The sequence below is a fragment of the Bacillus sp. FSL R5-0447 genome (genome assembly GCF_038606125.1).
In the GTDB taxonomy this organism is placed as follows: Bacteria; Bacillota; Bacilli; order Bacillales; family Bacillaceae; genus Bacillus; species Bacillus velezensis.
Window position 1 is genome coordinate 883,361 of record NZ_CP152012.1, and the last position, 17,894, is coordinate 901,254.

Annotated in this window: 21 protein-coding genes; 12 read left to right on the top strand and 9 right to left on the bottom strand. The window is 47.3% G+C overall.

Features of this window, described 5'->3' with window-relative positions:
* The first annotated feature begins 102 nt into the window (after positions 1-102).
* The 7 genes from NYE68_RS04565 (at position 103) to nosA (ending at position 7,805) form a co-directional block, all read left to right on the top strand.
* On the top strand, positions 103-756 hold the full coding sequence (locus NYE68_RS04565; RefSeq protein ID WP_025284410.1) for a class A sortase: 654 nt from the start codon (positions 103-105) through the stop codon (positions 754-756).
* A 240-nt stretch (positions 757-996) separates the two neighbouring features.
* Positions 997-2,601: a sensor histidine kinase gene (locus NYE68_RS04570; protein ID WP_113766649.1), complete on the top strand. Its 1,605-nt coding sequence runs from the start codon at positions 997-999 to the stop codon at positions 2,599-2,601.
* Entirely contained in the window at positions 2,598-3,278 is a 681-nt protein-coding gene (locus NYE68_RS04575; RefSeq protein ID WP_007408483.1) for a response regulator, read from the top strand. Before NYE68_RS04570 ends, NYE68_RS04575 begins: the two co-directional genes overlap by 4 nt.
* Before the next feature lie 12 nt (positions 3,279-3,290).
* A complete protein-coding gene (locus NYE68_RS04580; RefSeq protein ID WP_061890485.1) occupies positions 3,291-4,253 on the top strand; it encodes a tripartite tricarboxylate transporter substrate-binding protein in 963 nt (320 codons plus the stop codon).
* Between the two features lie 192 nt (positions 4,254-4,445).
* Positions 4,446-5,744, top strand: a complete 1,299-nt coding sequence (locus tag NYE68_RS04585) for a citrate:proton symporter (protein ID WP_062623274.1) — start codon at positions 4,446-4,448, stop codon at positions 5,742-5,744.
* 51 nt (positions 5,745-5,795) lie between these two features.
* Positions 5,796-6,590, top strand: coding sequence for an MBL fold metallo-hydrolase (locus NYE68_RS04590; protein WP_062623275.1), 795 nt, complete (start codon positions 5,796-5,798; stop codon positions 6,588-6,590).
* Between the two features lie 123 nt (positions 6,591-6,713).
* Complete coding sequence (gene nosA, locus NYE68_RS04595) at positions 6,714-7,805, top strand: nitric oxide synthase (RefSeq protein ID WP_053573578.1); 1,092 nt, start codon at positions 6,714-6,716, stop codon at positions 7,803-7,805.
* Here nosA and NYE68_RS04600 read toward each other — a convergent pair.
* A complete protein-coding gene (locus NYE68_RS04600; protein WP_015239384.1) occupies positions 7,799-8,071 on the bottom strand; it encodes an acylphosphatase in 273 nt (90 codons plus the stop codon). The two genes, nosA and NYE68_RS04600, sit on opposite strands and share 7 nt — an antisense overlap.
* 66 nt (positions 8,072-8,137) lie before the next feature.
* Between NYE68_RS04600 and NYE68_RS04605 the strand changes: the two genes are divergently transcribed.
* Complete coding sequence (locus NYE68_RS04605) at positions 8,138-8,797, top strand: MOSC domain-containing protein (RefSeq protein ID WP_015239385.1); 660 nt, start codon at positions 8,138-8,140, stop codon at positions 8,795-8,797.
* 40 nt (positions 8,798-8,837) lie between these two features.
* Here NYE68_RS04605 and NYE68_RS04610 read toward each other — a convergent pair whose 3' ends face one another.
* From NYE68_RS04610 to map, 4 genes are all read right to left on the bottom strand, one after another.
* Positions 8,838-8,972 (bottom strand): YflJ family protein, encoded by a 135-nt coding sequence (locus NYE68_RS04610; RefSeq protein WP_003155609.1) that lies wholly within the window; start codon positions 8,970-8,972, stop codon positions 8,838-8,840.
* A 178-nt stretch (positions 8,973-9,150) separates the two neighbouring features.
* Complete coding sequence (locus tag NYE68_RS04615) at positions 9,151-9,306, bottom strand: hypothetical protein (RefSeq protein ID WP_003155608.1); 156 nt, start codon at positions 9,304-9,306, stop codon at positions 9,151-9,153.
* An 82-nt stretch (positions 9,307-9,388) separates the two neighbouring features.
* A complete protein-coding gene (locus NYE68_RS04620) occupies positions 9,389-9,700 on the bottom strand; it encodes a DUF3243 domain-containing protein (protein WP_053573579.1) in 312 nt (103 codons plus the stop codon).
* A 56-nt stretch (positions 9,701-9,756) separates the two neighbouring features.
* Positions 9,757-10,506, bottom strand: coding sequence for a type I methionyl aminopeptidase (gene map / locus NYE68_RS04625; protein ID WP_007408490.1), 750 nt, complete (start codon positions 10,504-10,506; stop codon positions 9,757-9,759).
* A 164-nt stretch (positions 10,507-10,670) separates the two neighbouring features.
* Here map and nagE point away from each other — a divergent pair, with 164 nt between their 5' ends.
* Together nagE and NYE68_RS04635 are read left to right on the top strand one after the other, a co-directional pair.
* On the top strand, positions 10,671-12,053 hold the full coding sequence (nagE, locus tag NYE68_RS04630; protein WP_061861257.1) for an N-acetylglucosamine-specific PTS transporter subunit IIBC: 1,383 nt from the start codon (positions 10,671-10,673) through the stop codon (positions 12,051-12,053).
* Positions 12,054-12,179: 126 nt separating this feature from the next.
* The gene (locus tag NYE68_RS04635; protein WP_007408492.1) at positions 12,180-12,623 is read left to right on the top strand and encodes a YfmQ family protein; all 444 of its coding nucleotides are present in this window, start codon (positions 12,180-12,182) and stop codon (positions 12,621-12,623) included.
* 40 nt (positions 12,624-12,663) lie between these two features.
* Here the strand turns inward: NYE68_RS04635 and NYE68_RS04640 are convergent, their stop codons facing one another.
* Positions 12,664-14,601, bottom strand: coding sequence for an LTA synthase family protein (locus NYE68_RS04640; RefSeq protein ID WP_324636066.1), 1,938 nt, complete (start codon positions 14,599-14,601; stop codon positions 12,664-12,666).
* Positions 14,602-14,846: 245 nt separating this feature from the next.
* Between NYE68_RS04640 and NYE68_RS04645 the strand changes: the two genes are divergently transcribed.
* Positions 14,847-15,224, top strand: coding sequence for a DUF1992 domain-containing protein (locus NYE68_RS04645; RefSeq protein ID WP_007610033.1), 378 nt, complete (start codon positions 14,847-14,849; stop codon positions 15,222-15,224).
* Positions 15,225-15,233: 9 nt separating this feature from the next.
* Here NYE68_RS04645 and NYE68_RS04650 read toward each other — a convergent pair whose 3' ends face one another.
* The 3 genes from NYE68_RS04650 to NYE68_RS04660 are packed head-to-tail and all read right to left on the bottom strand — an operon-like array spanning position 15,234 to position 16,198.
* Positions 15,234-15,665, bottom strand: a complete 432-nt coding sequence (locus NYE68_RS04650) for an Hsp20/alpha crystallin family protein (protein WP_003155596.1) — start codon at positions 15,663-15,665, stop codon at positions 15,234-15,236.
* 15 nt (positions 15,666-15,680) lie between these two features.
* Positions 15,681-15,923 (bottom strand): spore germination protein, encoded by a 243-nt coding sequence (locus NYE68_RS04655; RefSeq protein ID WP_003155595.1) that lies wholly within the window; start codon positions 15,921-15,923, stop codon positions 15,681-15,683.
* A gap of 14 nt (positions 15,924-15,937) precedes the next feature.
* Complete coding sequence (locus NYE68_RS04660) at positions 15,938-16,198, bottom strand: spore germination protein (RefSeq protein WP_014417185.1); 261 nt, start codon at positions 16,196-16,198, stop codon at positions 15,938-15,940.
* Positions 16,199-16,468: 270 nt separating this feature from the next.
* Here NYE68_RS04660 and treP point away from each other — a divergent pair, with 270 nt between their 5' ends.
* A complete protein-coding gene (gene treP / locus NYE68_RS04665) occupies positions 16,469-17,884 on the top strand; it encodes a PTS system trehalose-specific EIIBC component (protein ID WP_324636064.1) in 1,416 nt (471 codons plus the stop codon).
* Positions 17,885-17,894 lie beyond the last annotated feature (10 nt).

The window sequence follows — 17,894 nt, forward strand, 5'->3', positions numbered from 1 at the left end:
ATCGCACCTGATCATGTAAGAATCGATCAGGTGCTTTTTTAAAAAGAGAATCATTTCTCACCAAATACTCACCGCATGACGTACAAGAAAGGAATTTTCTTCATGGTTAAAAAAATGATCATTGCCGTTCTTATTTTGTCCGGGCTGCTTCTCATTTCCTCTCCTCTCATGAAAGGCTGTTTGATCGCGTACCTCAGTAAAAGCCAAATTGAATCGGAATTGACCGCAGAACAAGCGCGGAAAAATAACATGAAAAAAGCGGACTATGATTTTGAATCCATTCATCCGCCCGGTTTCAGGGAAACAGTTCAGTCAAGTTTTAATCGCAAACCAAAACCGATAATCGGACGGATAACCATCAGCAGCATCGATTTAGACCTTCCGATTTTAAAAGGCACAACCAATGAAAACCTGCTGATCGGCGCGGCAACTATGCGTCCGGATCAGAAAATGGGCGAGGGAAACTACCCGTTGGCAGGCCACCATCTGAAGCAGGAGAACCTATTGTTCGGCCCTCTTTTACACATAAAAAAAGGCGCGCAAATCGTGATGACCGACTTTAGAAAAGACTATATTTATTCTGTAACATCAAAAACCATGATTTCAGAAATAGAAGCAAACGCAATTCAGGAGACAAAAGATAAAGAGATTACATTAATCACATGCGACAAGGCGGTAAGAACCGAAGGACGCCTGGCCGTCAAAGGAAAATTGATTGATATTTCCGGTCATTCAAATGTATCTCGGCCATCATAGAGAAACACTTTTTCAACTGAATATACGTCCGCTGTTAAACATCCCGAGACTGGCTTCTGTCAGTCTTTTTTTGCGCAGCGATTATAAAAAGTTATCCTTCTTATCTCTCTTGAGGGAAATTATACCAGAGTGCACTTTTTGAAAGAAATGACAAGAGAAAAAGATCACGAAAATTCTCAAAAATGAGAAATAAAGATTTAAAAAATGGTATGATTTTAGGAGGAAAGGACGGCTGGTGCTGTGTTGGAAGCGAAGCGGTTTTATGTCTCTCTGCAAATGAAAATCGCCGGATTAATCACGGCTTTATTAATACTTGTCATCGGAGCGCTCACAGTTATATTTGCCTTTCAGCAATTAAAGGAAGGCCAGAAGCAGGCTGAACAGCTGGCGGTGCAAACGGCAAAAACCATTTCATACATGCCTCCTGTAAAAGAGGCGTTCCGGCTTGCGGATCAAGAGGCTTTTACAAAGTTAGATGTCATTGAACAAATGAAAGAACAGGCAGGCGCGCACGCCGTCTACATCACTGATCAAAAAGGGCATGTTGCATTTCATTCGGCCCGAAGCAGTATTCCGAAAGAAAATCAAAATCTGCAAAATAAAACCGTCATGTTCGGCGGGTCACCGGTTTCCGACGGAATGAAGGCTGTCCGGGGGAGCGCCCCGGTTATTTTGGAGGAAAAAAATCATAACGAAGTCGTCGGAACGGTGACAGTCGAGTTTTTACAAGATGAGATAGAAAAAGATATGAAAGCGCATCTGCGGCATTTAGGCTATTTTGCATGTTTGGTGTTTCTTATCGGCATCGGGGGAGCGGCGGCGCTCGCAAAAAGTATCCGTAAAGATACACTCGGCCTTGAACCGCATGAAATTGCAGCGCTTTACAGGGAGCGCAATGCGATGCTCCTTGCGATGAAAGAAGGGATTATCGCCGTAAACAAAGAAGGCGCGGTAACCATGATGAATTTATCTGCGGCTGATATGCTGAATCTTCCGGAACCGATGATCGGAAGGCATATAAAAGAAATCATGCCGGGCGCAAATCTCATGCCGGTGTTGGCAGGGGGAGAATTACCGCCGAACGTGGAGGTGCGTGCCGGAGATAAAGTATTTATCTTAAACGTGAAAGAAATGAAGCAGACCGGACAAGTATACGGAGCGGTGATCAGCTTCCGGGAGAAAACAGAGCTCAAGAAACTGATTAACAAGCTGACTGAAATGAAAAAATACTCAGAGGATCTTCGGGCGCAAACGCATGAATTCTCGAATAAGCTTTACGCGATCCTCGGTCTGTTAGAGCTGGGAGAATATAATGAAGCCATTGAACTGATAAAAGAAGAGTACGCCATCCAGAATGAACAGCATGAAATCCTCTTTCAAAACATTCATTCACAGCGGGTTCAGGCCATACTATTAGGAAAAATGGGAAAGGCGTCTGAGAAGAAAGTGAAGCTTTCAATAGATGAAAACAGCTTTTTAGAATCGCTGCCGGAGCATGTGGGTTCATCCCAGCTCATTACGATCATCGGAAATCTTATTGATAACGCTTTCGAAGCCGTCGCCGAAAAAGAGAAAAAAGAGGTCGCCTTTTTTATGACCGATATCGGCAGGGATATCGTCATCGAAGTGGCGGACTCAGGAGACGGCGTGCCTCAGGAAAAAACAGAAACGATATTTGAAAAGGGCTACTCATCAAAGGGGACGAGGAGAGGATACGGCTTAGCCAATCTGAAAGAAGCCGTCAGTGAATTGCAGGGATCGATAGAGATTTCGCAGCAAAAGAGCGGCGGTGCCGTATTTACGGTGTTTATACCGAAAGAAACGCCAAAGGGGGAATCGGTGTGATTAACATCGCGATTGCAGAGGACGACTTTCGAATAGCGCAAATTCACGAAAAATTTATCGAACATCTTGATGGATTCAATGTCATCGGCAAAGCAATCAATGCCAAAGACACCATATCGCTGCTTGAGAAACGGCAGCCTGATCTGCTGCTTTTGGATATTTATATGCCGGATGAGCTGGGAACAGATCTGCTTCCCCTTATCCGCGGCCGTTTTCCTTCCGTTGATATCATCATTATTACGGCTTCTGCCGAAACAAGACTGCTGCAGGAAGCGCTCAGATCAGGCGTTTCCCACTATGTCATAAAGCCGGTGTCGGCACATAAATTTACAGAAGTGCTTTTGCAGTACCGTGAAAAAAGAGAATGGCTGCACTCACAGCCGGAGCTGAGCCAGTCCGTTATCGACATGTTTTTCGGAAGCGGTCAGAAAGAACAAAAACAGCTCAATGATCTGCCGACCGGGATTAATTCGATTACACTTCAAAAAATCAAAAACGCGCTCAGGGCAGCCCAAAAAGGGATGACGGCCGAAGAACTGGGCGAAAAAATGGGCGCCTCCAGAACAACGGCGCGGCGCTACGCCGAGTTTCTCGTTTCTCAGGAAGAAGCGCTCGCTGAATTAGAGTACGGCATTATCGGCAGGCCGGAACGGAAATATTATTTAGCACATGAATAAGGGATGGGAGAAATGAAGCGGTTGGGAGTGCTTCTTGTCATGCTGGCGGCGCTGGTTTCTTTTGACGGACGGCAGATGGCGGGCATCCGTTCAGCCGAAGGGCCGGTTGAAATTGTCGTCCCGGCAGCGCCTCAAGGGGGCTGGGACGTAACGGCAAAAGCTTTGCAATCGGTAATAGAGCGGAAGCAAATATTAGGCCGGCCCGTAAAGATCGTCTATAAACCCGGCGGAGGCGGAGACAGCGGCTGGAAATATGTAAACGAACGAAAAACGGATGTCATCAGTATGAATTCAAGCCTGCTGTTAAGCAATGAAATTTTGGGACAAAGCCGGCTGAAGGCAGCTGATTTTACGCCTTTGGCCATTATCGCAAAAGAGTGGCAGACCGTCGCTCTTCCGAAGGATTCAAAGATAAAAAGCGGAAAGCAGCTGCTCGGCGATATTAAAGCACATCCGGGCGGCATAAAAATCGGATTTGCGCCCGGCCTCGGAAATGATGACCAGCTCTCCTTTGCGAGAGCGGCGGAAATGGCCGGAATTTCTCCGTTTGATATCCGCTTTTTTCAATACGGGAGCAGCAATGAAGTCATTGAAGCTCTTATCAGCCACGAGATAGACGCCGCCTCAATGACCATTTCAGAAGCGAGAGACGCCTATCGGAAAGGGAACATCACATTGGCGGCCGTTACGTCGGACAAAAGGCTCTCCGGTTACAGCGATGTGCCGACATGGAAAGAGCAGGGGGTGCCGTTTGTCTTTGCGCACTGGAGAGGCATCATGGGGCCGAAAGACATGACCGAAGGCGAGATCGCCTATTGGGATCAGGCTTTGAAACAGATTACCTCATCCGCGGAGTGGAAGCAAATGTTGAAAAAACGGGATTGGGAGAGCTTTTATAAAAACAGCAGCGGCGCAAAACGCTTTTTAGAAGAGCAGACCGAGTTTTATAAAGAGATGATGAGCAGCGAAAAATAAGCCTTCCGCATATTTGCGGGAGGCTTTTTATTTATAAATGAACAAAATGAACGAAAAGGTTATAAAAAATTAAAAATCTTTAAAATCCAAAATATTTACTTCAATATCCAATTCTCATAAGATAGCAAAAAGGCGGATAAAGGGGATCGGGTCTTTAAAATGTAAGCGTATTCATGATGAGGGGGACATACTGTGTTAGCAATCTTAGGCTTTCTTATGATGCTTGTTTTTATGGTGCTGATTATGACAAAACGGCTTTCAGTGTTAACGGCGCTCGTATTAACGCCGATCGTGTTTGCGCTGTTTGCCGGGTTTTCTTTTAACCGGGTCGGCGAGATGATGATTTCCGGGATTGAACAGGTGGCGCCGATTGCAGTCATGATTATGTTCGCGATTCTTTATTTCGGCATTATGATTGATACCGGTTTATTTGATCCGATGGTGTCGCGTATTTTAAAGCTGGTTAAAGGCGACCCGCTCAAAATTGTAGTCGGAACAGCCGTTTTAACCATGCTTGTCGCACTGGACGGAGACGGCTCGACGACGTATATGATTACGACAAGCGCAATGCTGCCTTTATATATCATGCTCGGAATCCGTCCGATTATTTTAGCGGGAATCGCCGGTGTCGGCATGGGTATCATGAACACGATACCATGGGGCGGCGCGACGCCGCGTGCGGCGAGTGCGCTCGGCGTTGACCCGGCAGAGCTGACGGGGCCGATGCTGCCTGTCATTGCCAGCGGAATGGTGTGTATGATTGTGGTCGCTTATGTACTCGGAAGGGTGGAAAGGAAACGGCTCGGGGTGATCGAATTAAAGCAGCCGTCCCATACAAATGAAACGGCTGCGGCTGCGGAAGATGAATGGAGGCGGCCGAAACTGTGGTGGTTCAATTTACTGTTAACGCTTTCTTTAGTGGGATTTTTAGTGTCAGGAAAAGTGAATTTAACCGTGCTGTTCATCATTGCGTTTTGTATCGCGCTGATTGTCAACTATCCGAAGCTTAACGATCAAAGGGAGCGTATTTCAGCCCATTCGAGCAATGTGCTTGCGATCGGTTCGATGATTTTTGCCGCAGGCGTGTTTACCGGAATTTTAACGGGGACGAAGATGGTTGATGAGATGGCCATTTCCCTCGTATCGCTTATTCCGGAACAGATGGGGGGATTTATTCCGGCGATTGTTGCCTTAACGAGCGGTATCTTTACGTTTCTGATGCCCAATGACGCCTATTTTTACGGCGTGCTGCCCATTTTGTCCGAGACCGCCGTGGCGTACGGTGTAGATAAGGTGGAAATCGCCCGCGCTTCGATCATCGGCCAGCCGATTCATATGTTAAGCCCGCTCGTGCCGTCGACGCATTTATTAGTCGGGCTTGCCGGGGTCACCATTGATGAACACCAGAAGTTTGCGATGAAATGGGCGGTTCTTGCCGTTATCGTCATGACGGCCTTTGCGCTCATCATCGGCGCAATCACGATTTTTTAACATAAAACACCCGGTTCGTCGCACACTAAAGGCATCAGAGGAGGTGCCATGATGAGTGATCCGTTTATGCCGCTTTTTTCAGTGAGAAGCGGGGCCGGTTTTAAAGCGGCGGACGGCGTTTACGGACTGACCGTGCAGATTGCGAATGTTTACTTTATCGAAAATCCCTCAGCTCCGCGGGAAATCATTCTGGTTGACGCGGGAATGCCGCAATCGGCGGAGATGATAACAGAAGAAATGAAACGCCGGTTTAAAGAGGAGTATCAGCTGAAGGCAGTCATTTTGACACACGGTCATTTTGATCATGTCGGTGCGATTGAAGAGCTGCTTGAGCTTTGGGATGTGCCGGTTTACATTCATGAAAAGGAGCTCCCGTACGTCACGGGGAAAGCGGATTATCCGCCTGCCAGGCCCGATGCGAAAAAGGGGCTTGTCGCAAAGCTGTCACCGCTGTTTCCGCGCCATACGATCCGCATTCCGTCCGTTCAGGCACTGCCTTCAGACGGTACCGTTCCGTTTCTTGAAGAATGGAAATGGGTGCATACGCCCGGTCACACCCCCGGCCATATTTCATTATTCCGGGATAAAGACCGCGTTCTGCTTGCCGGTGATGCCGTGATCACTGTTGAACAGGAATCGCTTGCGGACGTTGTCATTCAAAAGCAAGAGCTTCACGGGCCGCCCGCTTATTTTACAGCGGATACCCAGACGGCGGCCGCATCCGTTCAGAAACTGGCCGAACTGGAGCCGGAAGCGCTTTTGACGGGTCACGGAATTCCGATGACGGGAAAAAACTACCGTGAGGATTTGCTTACACTGGCTGAAAAACTGCATTCCGTTTTGTAAAACACCTGCGAACATCACAGGTGTTTTTTCTTTGCAGTTTCCAGTATGATACAAAAAAACCATTGTGTTCACTCCTAAAAACGATACAATGGGAAACAGATGTAAATTGAAGGAGAGAGTTTTTTGAAACATACGGAAATACTTTGGGATGAGGCGAAGGATTTTATTGATGTCTGCTATCAGGAACTCGGAATGGAATCGCAAATCAACGCGCGTCTGCACGCGATAAAAGATGAGATAGATCGGACGGGAAGTTACGTCCATACGGCGGAAGAGCTTGAACACGGGGCGAAAATGGCGTGGCGCAACAGCAACCGCTGTATCGGGCGTCTGTTCTGGCAATCGCTGAACGTCATTGACCGGCGCGGTGTGAACACGAAAGAAGAGGTGCGCGACGCATTATTTGAACATATTGAAATCGCCACGAACGGCGGAAAAATTAAACCGACGATTACGATTTTCCCCCCTGAGAAGAATGGGGAGAAGCAAGTGGAAATCTGGAATCATCAGCTCATCCGCTATGCGGGATATGAGACTGAAAATGGAAGAGTCGGTGATCCGGCATCATATGAGCTGACGGCTGTCTGCGAAAAACTCGGCTGGCGCGGGAAGCGGACCGATTTTGATATTCTGCCGCTGCTTTTCCGGATGAAAGGGGACGGGCAGCCGGTCTGGTATGACCTGCCTCAGACGCTCGTGAAAGAAGTGCCGATCACCCATCCGGATATTGAAGAGTTTGCCGATTTAAATCTCAGATGGTACGGGGTTCCGATTATCGCCGATATGAGGCTTGAAATCGGCGGGCTGTCGTACAACGCGGCGCCTTTTAACGGATGGTATATGGGAACCGAAATCGGCGCAAGGAACCTTGCTGACGAAAAACGGTATGATATGCTCAAAAAAGCCGCTGCGGTCATGGGGATTTCCGCCAGCCTGAATACCGACCTGTGGAAGGATCAGGTGCTGGTGGAACTGAATAAGGCAGTGCTCTATTCATACAAAAAACACGGTGTCAGCATTGTCGATCACCATACGGCGGCGAATCAATTTAAACGCTTTGAAGAACAGGAACAAGACGCGGGCAGAAAGCTGACGGGCGACTGGACCTGGCTGATTCCGCCGATCTCGCCGGCTTCCACCCACATTTTCCATAAATCATATGACAATACGATTGTGAAGCCGAATTATTATTATCAGGACAAGCCTTATCAGTAACTGATGGTAAAAGTGCGGTACCCTTTCAGACGGTGTGATTCTTCGATGGTTACGCCTGTGACATTTGAGAAGGGGCTGCCTTTTCTGACTGCTTCGGCAAATTGTTTTAACGACTCTTCAGGACCTTCGGCAAGGATTTCCACCCGGCCGTCATCACGGTTTTTTACCCAGCCGGCTACCTTATGTCTGTCGGCTTCCATCTGGACGAAGTAGCGAAAACCTACGCCCTGAACCCGGCCGTCTGCAATCATATGATATTGAAGCATGGAAAACCACCTTTTTCTTACTATGATAAAGGAAAGATATGAGATTTCGCAAAGGATGTGAACGAAGTGACGCAAGACTATTCTGTCTTATCTATCAATCTCGGAAAGCCCGCAATTCATGAATTTGCCGGCAGACAAATCAATTCCGGCATCATAAAGCGGCCCGCAGATTCTCCCGTCATGCTGTATAAAACCCATTTTGACGGGGACGGGCAAGCCGACTTGAAGCATCACGGAGGCCCCGATAAAGCGGTGTGCGTGTATCCCGCCGAGCATTATTCATATTGGGAAACAACGCTCGCGAGAAAACTTCCCGCCGCCGCGTTCGGGGAGAATGTAACGGTCAAAGGACTGGCCGAACAAGACGTGTGGATCGGAGACGTCTTTCAGCTGGGGGAAGCCGTCGTTCAAGTAAGCCAGCCGCGCCAGCCCTGCGTCAAACTCGCGCTCAAATATGGCATCAAAGATATGGTGCTCCGTGTACAGCAGACGGGATTTACCGGCTTTTATTTCAGGGTGCTTGAAGAAGGATATGTCGATCCGCGTCCCGTCCTCAAGCGTCTGTCGAGAGGAAAAGAAAGCATTTCCGTCTGGTATGCGAATGAAGTGAAATATCGTGATTCCGGCAATCTGTCAGCGATTGAAGAAATACTGCGGGAAGAAGCGCTGTCAGAAAGCTGGAGGGAGTCCTTCCTTAAAAAAAGAGACAGGCTCACTAATGTATAGAAAAAAAGCCGTGCTGCACTGACAGCACGGCTGATTTACGTTATGCTTGTTTTTTTGTTTCCAGCAGATTGGCAAGGAAGTACTTTTTGAAGCTTTGAAGCTTTCTTCCTTCATAGTGGGTAATTCCTTTTTTCTTTAACTCTTCTACATACCAGCCTTTACTGCCATAATGCATGTCAGAAAACTCCTTTCTCCGTTCTCCCGCTGGGGAGGTTTCTTCAGCTTTTGCCAAACTTTTGGCATTGTAACATCTATAAAAAGACGCTGAAAAGGGATAATGCAAAAACTGAGACTTTCGATTCAGAGATGTAAAGCTTTCTTACATATATATGTAAAGGGCGGTCTTTTCATGCTTAATGGCCGGTTAATTTTAACAGCACCGTTCCGAGTGTCATGATTCCGAAAACGACGCCGAAATAAATCAGCATCCCCTTCTTTTTCTTCACTCCGTAAACGGTGAGAATGATGCTTTCAATAAAGAAAATAAACCCGAAGATAATAAACCACATGTTGAAAAATGGCTCCTTTCACAGACATATGTCCAGTGTAGCACAACTCTTATAACGGAGCATAAAAAAGCCGGGCACTGTATCAGTGTCCGGCAAGTTTGACGAGAAGCTGGGCCAAATGCTGTTTTTCATTGTCATCCGCAATGTACCACAGTTCTTGTAAGAGTTTTTCTTCCGCATTGCGGGGCTCCTCGTGTTTGGCGAGATAGTCCCCGAGGATGGCGGCGCTTTTGATGATTTTGCTGTCATCCAGACCCAGTTTTTTTCCGGCGGAAATTTTCTGATGAAGGTACGCCTTAAATTCCTCGAAATCCTCTAAAATCTGCTGTTTCGTTACGCCGTGCATGGCGTGTATTTCGTTTTCGATTTTGATTTTTTCTTTATCTTTTTTCATGCGTCTCCCTCCTTCGGGTTAGTTGTTGTATACCTGTTTGGAAGGGAGATGAAACATTACAATGCAGTTAAAATAATCGGTTTGTCTTTTGTGATCACGATGGTGTGTTCCACTTGGGCGACAAGGCTTTTATCCGGCGTTTTAAACGTCCAGCCGTCTCCCGCTTCAACAATCGTTTCCGCTTTCGTGGAAATAAACGGCTCAAGCGCGATCACGGTTCCGTTTTTAAACAGCGCGTTATCAAACGGATCGTAGTAATTCATGATGTGGTTCGGCGCTTCATGAAGGTTTCTGCCGATTCCGTGGCCCGTCAGCGTTTTAATAACGGTAAATCCGTTGGAGCGGGCTTCATGGTAGACGGCTCTGCCGATCTGGTTTTGGCGTTTGCCTGCTTTTGCCTGATCCAATCCTTTCTGAAATGCGGATGCTGCGCAGTTACAAAGCTTTTGCAGACGTTCATCGCCTTCTCCGAGTACAAATGAAATTCCCGTATCGGAATAAAAACCGCCAAACTCCGCCGAAATATCGATATTTACAAGATCTCCGGCTTTTAAGATTTTAGAGGCGCTCGGGATGCCGTGAGCGACTTCGTCATTTACGCTGATGCATGTCACGCCCGGGAAATCGTATTCCTTCTCCGGAGCGGAAGCGGCTCCGTGCTCGTCAAGCACAGCCTTTCCGATCAGGTCAAGATCTTTCGTGCTCATGCCGGGCTCGGCTTTTTTCTTCATTTCTTCACGCGCCAGCGCGACGATTCTGCCGATTTTTTTAAGGCCTTCTAATTCTTGATCGTTCGTTACAATCATTGTCATTCCCGCTTTCTATTTTTAATCATCTGATTCAAGCTTACCACAACTGGATTATAAATAGAAAACCAACAAGCCTTATGTGAATAAATGAAGGAAAATTGGTATAGATCACTAGATAACTTATGTGGTATATTTAAGAAAAAAGAAGGGGGATGGGTAAAATGCTTCAATTTTTGCAAAAACTCGGAAAATCATTTATGCTTCCGATTGCCGTTCTGCCCGCCGTTGGTATTATTTTGGCCATCGGCAGAGAGGACTTATTAAATATTCCGTTCATTTACGCGGCGGGGACCGCGGTATTTGATCATCTGCCGCTGATTTTCGCGATCGGAATCGCGATCGGGATTTCCAAAGACAGCAACGGGGCCGCCGCTCTGTCGGGAGCCATTTCTTATATCATGCTGGACGCGGCTGTAAAATCAATCAATTCGACAAATAATATGGCCGTTTTCGGAGGGATTATCGCGGGGTTAATTGCGGGATACACGTATAATCGCTTTAAGGATACGAAGCTGCCCGAATATCTCGGGTTTTTCAGCGGGCGCCGGCTCGTTCCGATTGTAACGGCGCTGATTACCATTATTTTGGCGGGGATCTTCGGATTTGTGTGGCCGCCGATTCAGTCGGTGATTACGTCTTTCGGGGAATGGATGATCGGGCTTGGCGGAATCGGCGCCGGGATTTACGGGATTTTTAACCGGCTTTTGATTCCATTCGGTCTTCATCATGTGCTGAATAATATTTTTTGGTTCCAGTTTGGCGATTTTCATGGAAAAACGGGAGATCTGGCCCGCTTCTTTGCGAAGGATCCGACGGCGGGAACTTATATGACGGGATTCTTCCCGATTATGATGTTCGGGCTTCCGGCCGCATGTCTGGCAATGATTGCCGCGGCTAAGCCAAGTAAGCGCAAAGCGACGGCCGGAATGATGATCGGTCTCGCGCTGACGGCATTTATTACCGGAATTACAGAGCCGATTGAATTTGCATTTATGTTTTTATCACCGCTTTTGTACGGGGTTCATGCTATATTAACCGGGTTCTCTTTATTTATCGTGAATGTTCTCGGAATCAGGTCAGGTTTTTCATTCTCGGCGGGGGCGATCGATTATCTCCTCAGCTACGGCATTGCCGAAAAACCGCTTTTGCTGCTCGTTGTCGGGCTTTGTTATGCAGTGATCTATTTTGTCGTATTCTATATGCTCATCAAAACGTTAAACTTGAAAACGCCGGGACGGGAAGATGATGAGGAAGAGGAAGAAGTGCTTAGTGAAGATACGGCCGGTTCCGTCGAAGAACATGCCATGCTCAAGGGGCTCGGCGGCAGGCAAAACCTCGAAACGATTGATCACTGTGCGACCCGCCTCAGGCTGACCGTGCAGGATACGTCTCTCATTAATGAGGCGGCGCTTAAAAAAGCGGGAGCAAAAGGGGTTATCAAAACGGGGAATAAAACGGCACAGGTCATTATCGGGCCGAACGTCGAATTTGTCGCGGAAGAGCTGAGAGAAGCCGTCCGCCTTGACGACCGGAAGCAGACTTGAAAAATCCGGATCACCTATGTGATCCGGATTTTTTTTGAACATATATCAAGTTTCACATAATGTACAAAAAACAACGTTTTCTTCTATGTTAAGATTCATGTAGAACAAGTATGGAGATGATGTAAGGTGACATGGATTGCAGTTGTTTCAATTGTTGTCATAAGCCTGATTAAGATTGTGCTGACATGCCTTCCTACCGGAGCGGTGGAATGGATCCTCCGCAAGTTTGAAACCCATTCAAAGCTCAGTGACGCGTCCGCTGCCGTTTCCCTCGGCGGAAAACGTCTGGAAGGCGAAGACAAACGCCGGGTGATTGATGATTTTAACGAAGCCGTGTTTATCGAACGGCATTATATATACCCAGGGGATGAAGAGCGTTATCTTCATCCGCAAAACGGAGCCGATCCGCTTGTCATTAAGACGAGAAAAGGAAAAAAAGATGTGACGGTGTTTGTATACAGCTACGAAGATCATGTAGATGTCGTCAAACAGCAGAAAAAGAAAGTCGTCGCTTATTCAGTTCTTTCCGACAGCCTGCAAAAGCGCTCTATGGCCGCCGCCGGGAGCTGAACATAAAAAAGCCAGATCATTGATATGATCTGGCTTTTGTTTATTTCTTTTGATCGTCTGCTGAGGAATCTTCACGTTTCGTATAATCAAATTGTGAAGGGTCCACTTTCTTAAAGCCTTTCGGCTGATAGAAACGAAGCAGATCGCCGTTGATGATCTTATCAGACATTTCAAGCTCAGTCTTGACGAGAGAGTCTTCTTTTTTGTCGACTTCTGAATCATCTAAAAGTCTTCCGGTTTTCGTATCGTAATACTTGCCGGACACTTTCGTATAGTTCGGTGAGATGAAGTCTCCGTTACGGAACGGAATGACTTCTCTGTGCTCTTTCGATAAGATATCTGAACCTGACATGAGATAATCTTTCGTATCGACGCCGAGCAGGTGAAGAACGGTCGGCGCAACATCGACTTCACCGGCAAATTTATGATTGCGGCCGCCTTTCACGCCGGGAGCGTGGATAAAGAGCGGCACCCGCTGAAGCTGGGCATTGTCGTATTCAGTGATCTCATCTTTGCCGAGCACTTTCGCCATCGCTTTATTATGGTTTTCGGAGATGCCGTAGTGGTCTCCGTACATCACGATAATCGACTTATCGTACAGGCCGTCTTTTTTCAGGTCATTAAAGAACTGTTCGATTGATTCATCCAGATAGTTCGCGGACTGGAAGTAGTTATTGACGACTGAATCGCCAAAGTCTCCCGCCGGGAAGTCCGTGTCTTCTTTATCCATTCCGAACGGGAAGTGGTTGGACAGCGTAATGAACTTCGTATAGAACGGCTGCGGCAGGCTCTTTAAGAGCGGCATGGATTCTTTGAAATACGGTTTGTCTTTCATGCCGTAGTTTTTCGTGTTTTCTTCGCTCATGTCATAATAAGCGGAATCGAAAAACTTATCGATGCCTTCCGCTTTGTACATTTCGTTACGGTTCCAGAAAGTCTGCGTATTTCCGTGGAAAGCGGCAGACGTGTACTTTTTGCCTTTTAAGATCGCAGGAACGGACTGCAGCGTGTTTTGCGCTTTATTGACGAAAACCGAACCTTGCGAAAGCGGGTACAGAGAGTTCTCCATCATAAATTCCGCATCAGATGTTTTACCTTGTCCCGTTTGGTGGAAAAAGTTATCAAAGTAGAATGTTTGATTATCGTGCGCCAGTTTGTTTAAAAACGGCGTCACTTCCTTGCCGTTAATTTTATAGTCAATGATAAAGGATTGCAGAGACTCTAATGAGACGTAGATGACGTTTTTTCCTTCGGCTTTTCCGAAGTAGACGTTGTTCGGCACGTCATAGTTGGCCTTCATATAGTTTTCCACATCCGTTACATCGCTTGAATCGGCAAGCGCGCGCTGGCTGTTTGATTTCACATTCTGCACGGCATCGTAAATCGTAAAGTTGTACGTGCCCAAGTATTTCACCAGATAGTTTCGGTCAAATGAGCGTGTCAAAAGCTCAGGACGATCGGATTCCGCGACGGCGAGGTTGATCAGGAACACAAGCACGGCGGAAGCCAAAACGATTCTGAATGATTTCTTCGCCGGTTTTTCAGCCGGTTTTTTCATCTTAAGGGCCAAAATAATCAAAATGACGGTATCCAGGAAGTAGAAGGCGTCTGTCCATCTCATTAACGAGAACGCGCTGTCTCCGAGCTGGCCGCCGTTTGTCTTTGCCTGCATCATGACCGGGATGGTAATGAAATCATTAAAGAATCTATAATAGACGATGTTTGCAAAAAGCAAAAAAGACAATAAAAAATGAATCACAATAATGGCTGTCTGCTGTAATTTTTTCTTGAAAAGAAGCCCAAATCCAAGAAAGAACAAGCTGGAGCTCAGCGGATTCACAAAAAGCAATATTTTCTGGATCGTGTTGTCTATGCCGAGGTTAAAGTTTAAAATATAAGCGACATATGTTTTCACCCACAATAACACGACCGCTATCAAGAAGAAGGCAAGTCCTCTTTCTTTTATAAATGTTTTCATTGTTACACTCCTTTTTTCCGATCACGGTTTACACGGAACGATAGAAAAAACGAACGTAATCAATATACCATGAAACCAGCAAATAGAAAAGGTGGAAAAGGCTCATCGGAAAAAGGGCGAAAAACGCTGTCGCAACGGGGGTTGATCTGTTGAATGACAGCTTTAAAACATATAAATGGAACAAACTGGGCTTTGTGTTTCCGTTTAATCATACCCGGTTCTATTGAAAAAAGAGGTGAACAGTGATGGATATTGCCCATATCGTGGCTGAAGATAAAATCAAGCGCGCCATTAAGGATGGAGAGTTCGCCGGCATCAAAGGAATGGGAAAGCCCCTGCCGAAAGACGATGCCGCACATCTTCCGGAGTCGCTCAGAATGGGCTACCGCATATTAAAAAACGCCGGGATCGCCGAGGATGAGGGCGCGCTGAAGAAAGAGCTGATGACGCTCGATTATTTGATCGCCAAGTGCCGCAATGAACAGGAGCGGGATCACCTGCGGAACAAACGGACGGAAAAACAAGTCAGACTCGACAAACTGACGGAGGAGAAAGCCATGTTCTCAAAACCCGCATCTTCTCATTATAAGGAGAAAGTGTACAGACGGCTGGGCCGCCCGTAAGCCGGCTCTTTAGATTTTTTTCTGAAAAGGAATGTGCTCCATAAGGCGCGGGTAGGAAATGTGGAGCAGGCCGTTTACGCACTGCGCCTGTAACAGGTGGGGCTCAGCCGGTTCAGGAAGCTCAATCGTCTCATCGATTTCCCCGTAATACCGGTTTTGGCAGACGCCCATGTTCTTTGGAAAAAGGGGTGTGATGTTTCCTCTTATATGCAGCCGTGTTCTTGACAGCAGCCTCAATGTCAATTCTTCTTCGTAAACGCCGGGCATTTCCACAATGACAAATGTATGCTGTTCATCCTGATAAATATCATAAGTCAGGGTGTTTTTTTGTAAGGAGAAAAAATCTTCGGGAGATTTCCGTTTCAGGACATTGGTCCAAAAGTCGCTGGGCTTGTGCTCGTTCGTAATCTCAAGCCACTTTCTCATTTTTTCGATATCCACTTCGGCAGAACCTCCCTATATTTGATTTGCGATCGGCATTGACGGGTTGGCGATCTGATCCTGATCGCTCACGTCAGGGTCAAGATGGCCCGAATTCAAACATCCGGCGGCCGGCGAAAAATCCCCTAAAGAAAAGTTCGCGCCGACAAATTTGCTGTTGGCGGTGTGGCTGTTTTGCACGGTCTGACCGATATCGACGTTTCCGTTTTGCGTTGCTCCGTTTACTTTTATATTGACGACGTTAATTTGGTAAGGCATTCATAAAAACCCCTTTAATCTATAGTCGGCGGTACCGGCATAACATTTGCGGTATCTGCGGTTCCTATTTCTGTCTGGTCGTTGACATCAGGATCATTTAACAAGTTCTCCATCATCGATTCTATAGGTGACGTATCGCCGAATGAAGAGTTCAGTCCTTGTGATTTGTTATTTGTGGTGGGACTGTTGTATGCCGCTTCCCCAATCGTAATAGATCCGTTGCCAGAAATACTGTTAATCTTCAAATAGTACAGGTTGATAACAGTGGATGGCATCTCTTCACACCTCTTTAACTTAGTTGTACAGTACTGTATGCTTTTTGTGCTCCTGTTGTGAATTCCGCCCGGACATGTTCCCGATAAAACAAGAAGTCAAGGCCCGGTTCCGGCGGGGCTTTTTTTGTTTCAGGGTCTTTCGCAGTATATTTGTGATGAAAGCGCTATAAAAATAGATTGACGACATGTATATACATCATTACAATAGAGTCATAAACATGTATATACAAGTTTGTAAGACAAAATGAAAACGGTTACGGAGGGGTTGGCATGGGTGAGTTTAACCGGGCTGCGCGGCAGATCGCTGAAGCTGTCGGCGGAATCGAAAATATTGAGGCGGCGACTCATTGTGTGACGCGTTTGCGGTTTGCATTAATAGATGAAACCAAAGTAAACCAAAAAATGCTTGATGCAATAGACATTGTCAAAGGATCTTTTGCGGTAAACGGGCAGTTTCAAGTCGTGATCGGGCAGGGGACGGTCAACAAAGTATATGCGGAATTAGTGAAGGAAACGGGGATTGGCGAAGCGTCCAAGGATGACGTGAAGAAGGCGGCGGCGCAAAACATGAATCTTTTACAGCGTGCTGTGAAAACGCTTGCAGACATCTTTATTCCGCTCTTGCCGGCGATCGTCACGGCCGGGCTGTTAATGGGTCTGAACAACATCTTAACGGCGGAAGGCATTTTCTACAGCGCCAAATCGATTGTCCAAGTGTATCCGCAATGGGCGGATCTCGCCAATATGATTAATCTGATCGCGGGGACGGCCTTCGCTTTTCTGCCGGCTTTAATCGGCTGGTCGGCAGTGAAGCGGTTCGGAGGAAGCCCGCTCTTGGGCATCGTGCTCGGGCTGATGCTGGTGCATCCTGATCTGTTAAACGCATGGGGCTACGGGGCCGCCGAGCAGAGCGGCGATATTCCGGTGTGGAACCTGTTCGGCCTTGAGGTGCAGAAAGTCGGGTATCAAGGTCAGGTGCTCCCGATTTTGCTGGCGTCTTATTTACTTGCCAAGCTTGAGCTCTTTTTGACGAAACGGACGCCGGAGGGCATTCAGCTGTTGGTCGTCGCGCCGGTGACGCTTTTGGTCATCGGTTTTCTCTCCTTTGTCATCATCGGTCCGATTACCTTTGCGATCGGTAACGCGCTGACGGCGGGATTGATTGCCGTTTTCGGCCAATTCTCCGCCATCGGAGGCCTGCTGTACGGAGGGCTGTATTCGGCGCTTGTGATCACGGGGATGCATCATACGTTTCTGGCGGTCGATCTTCAATTAATCGGATCAAAGCTCGGCGGCACATTTTTATGGCCGATGCTCGCATTGTCAAATATCGCTCAAGGATCGGCGGCTTTGGCCATGATGCTGATCACAAAAGATAAAAAACAGCGGGGGCTTTCACTGACGGCCGGCATTTCCGCATATTTGGGCATTACCGAGCCGGCGATTTTCGGCGTGAATCTGCGTTACAAATTTCCGTTTGTGATCGCCATGATCAGTTCGGGAATCGCGGGGATGTTCATCTCCGTCAAAGGCGTTCTCGCAAGCTCGGTCGGAGTCGGCGGCGTGCCGGGGATCTTCTCCATTATGAGCCGGTACTGGGGTCCGTTTGCGATCGGAATGCTGATCGTGCTGATTCTCCCGTTTGCGGGAACATACGGGTATGCGCGGCTGAAACGGCAAAAATAATAAACCTGCG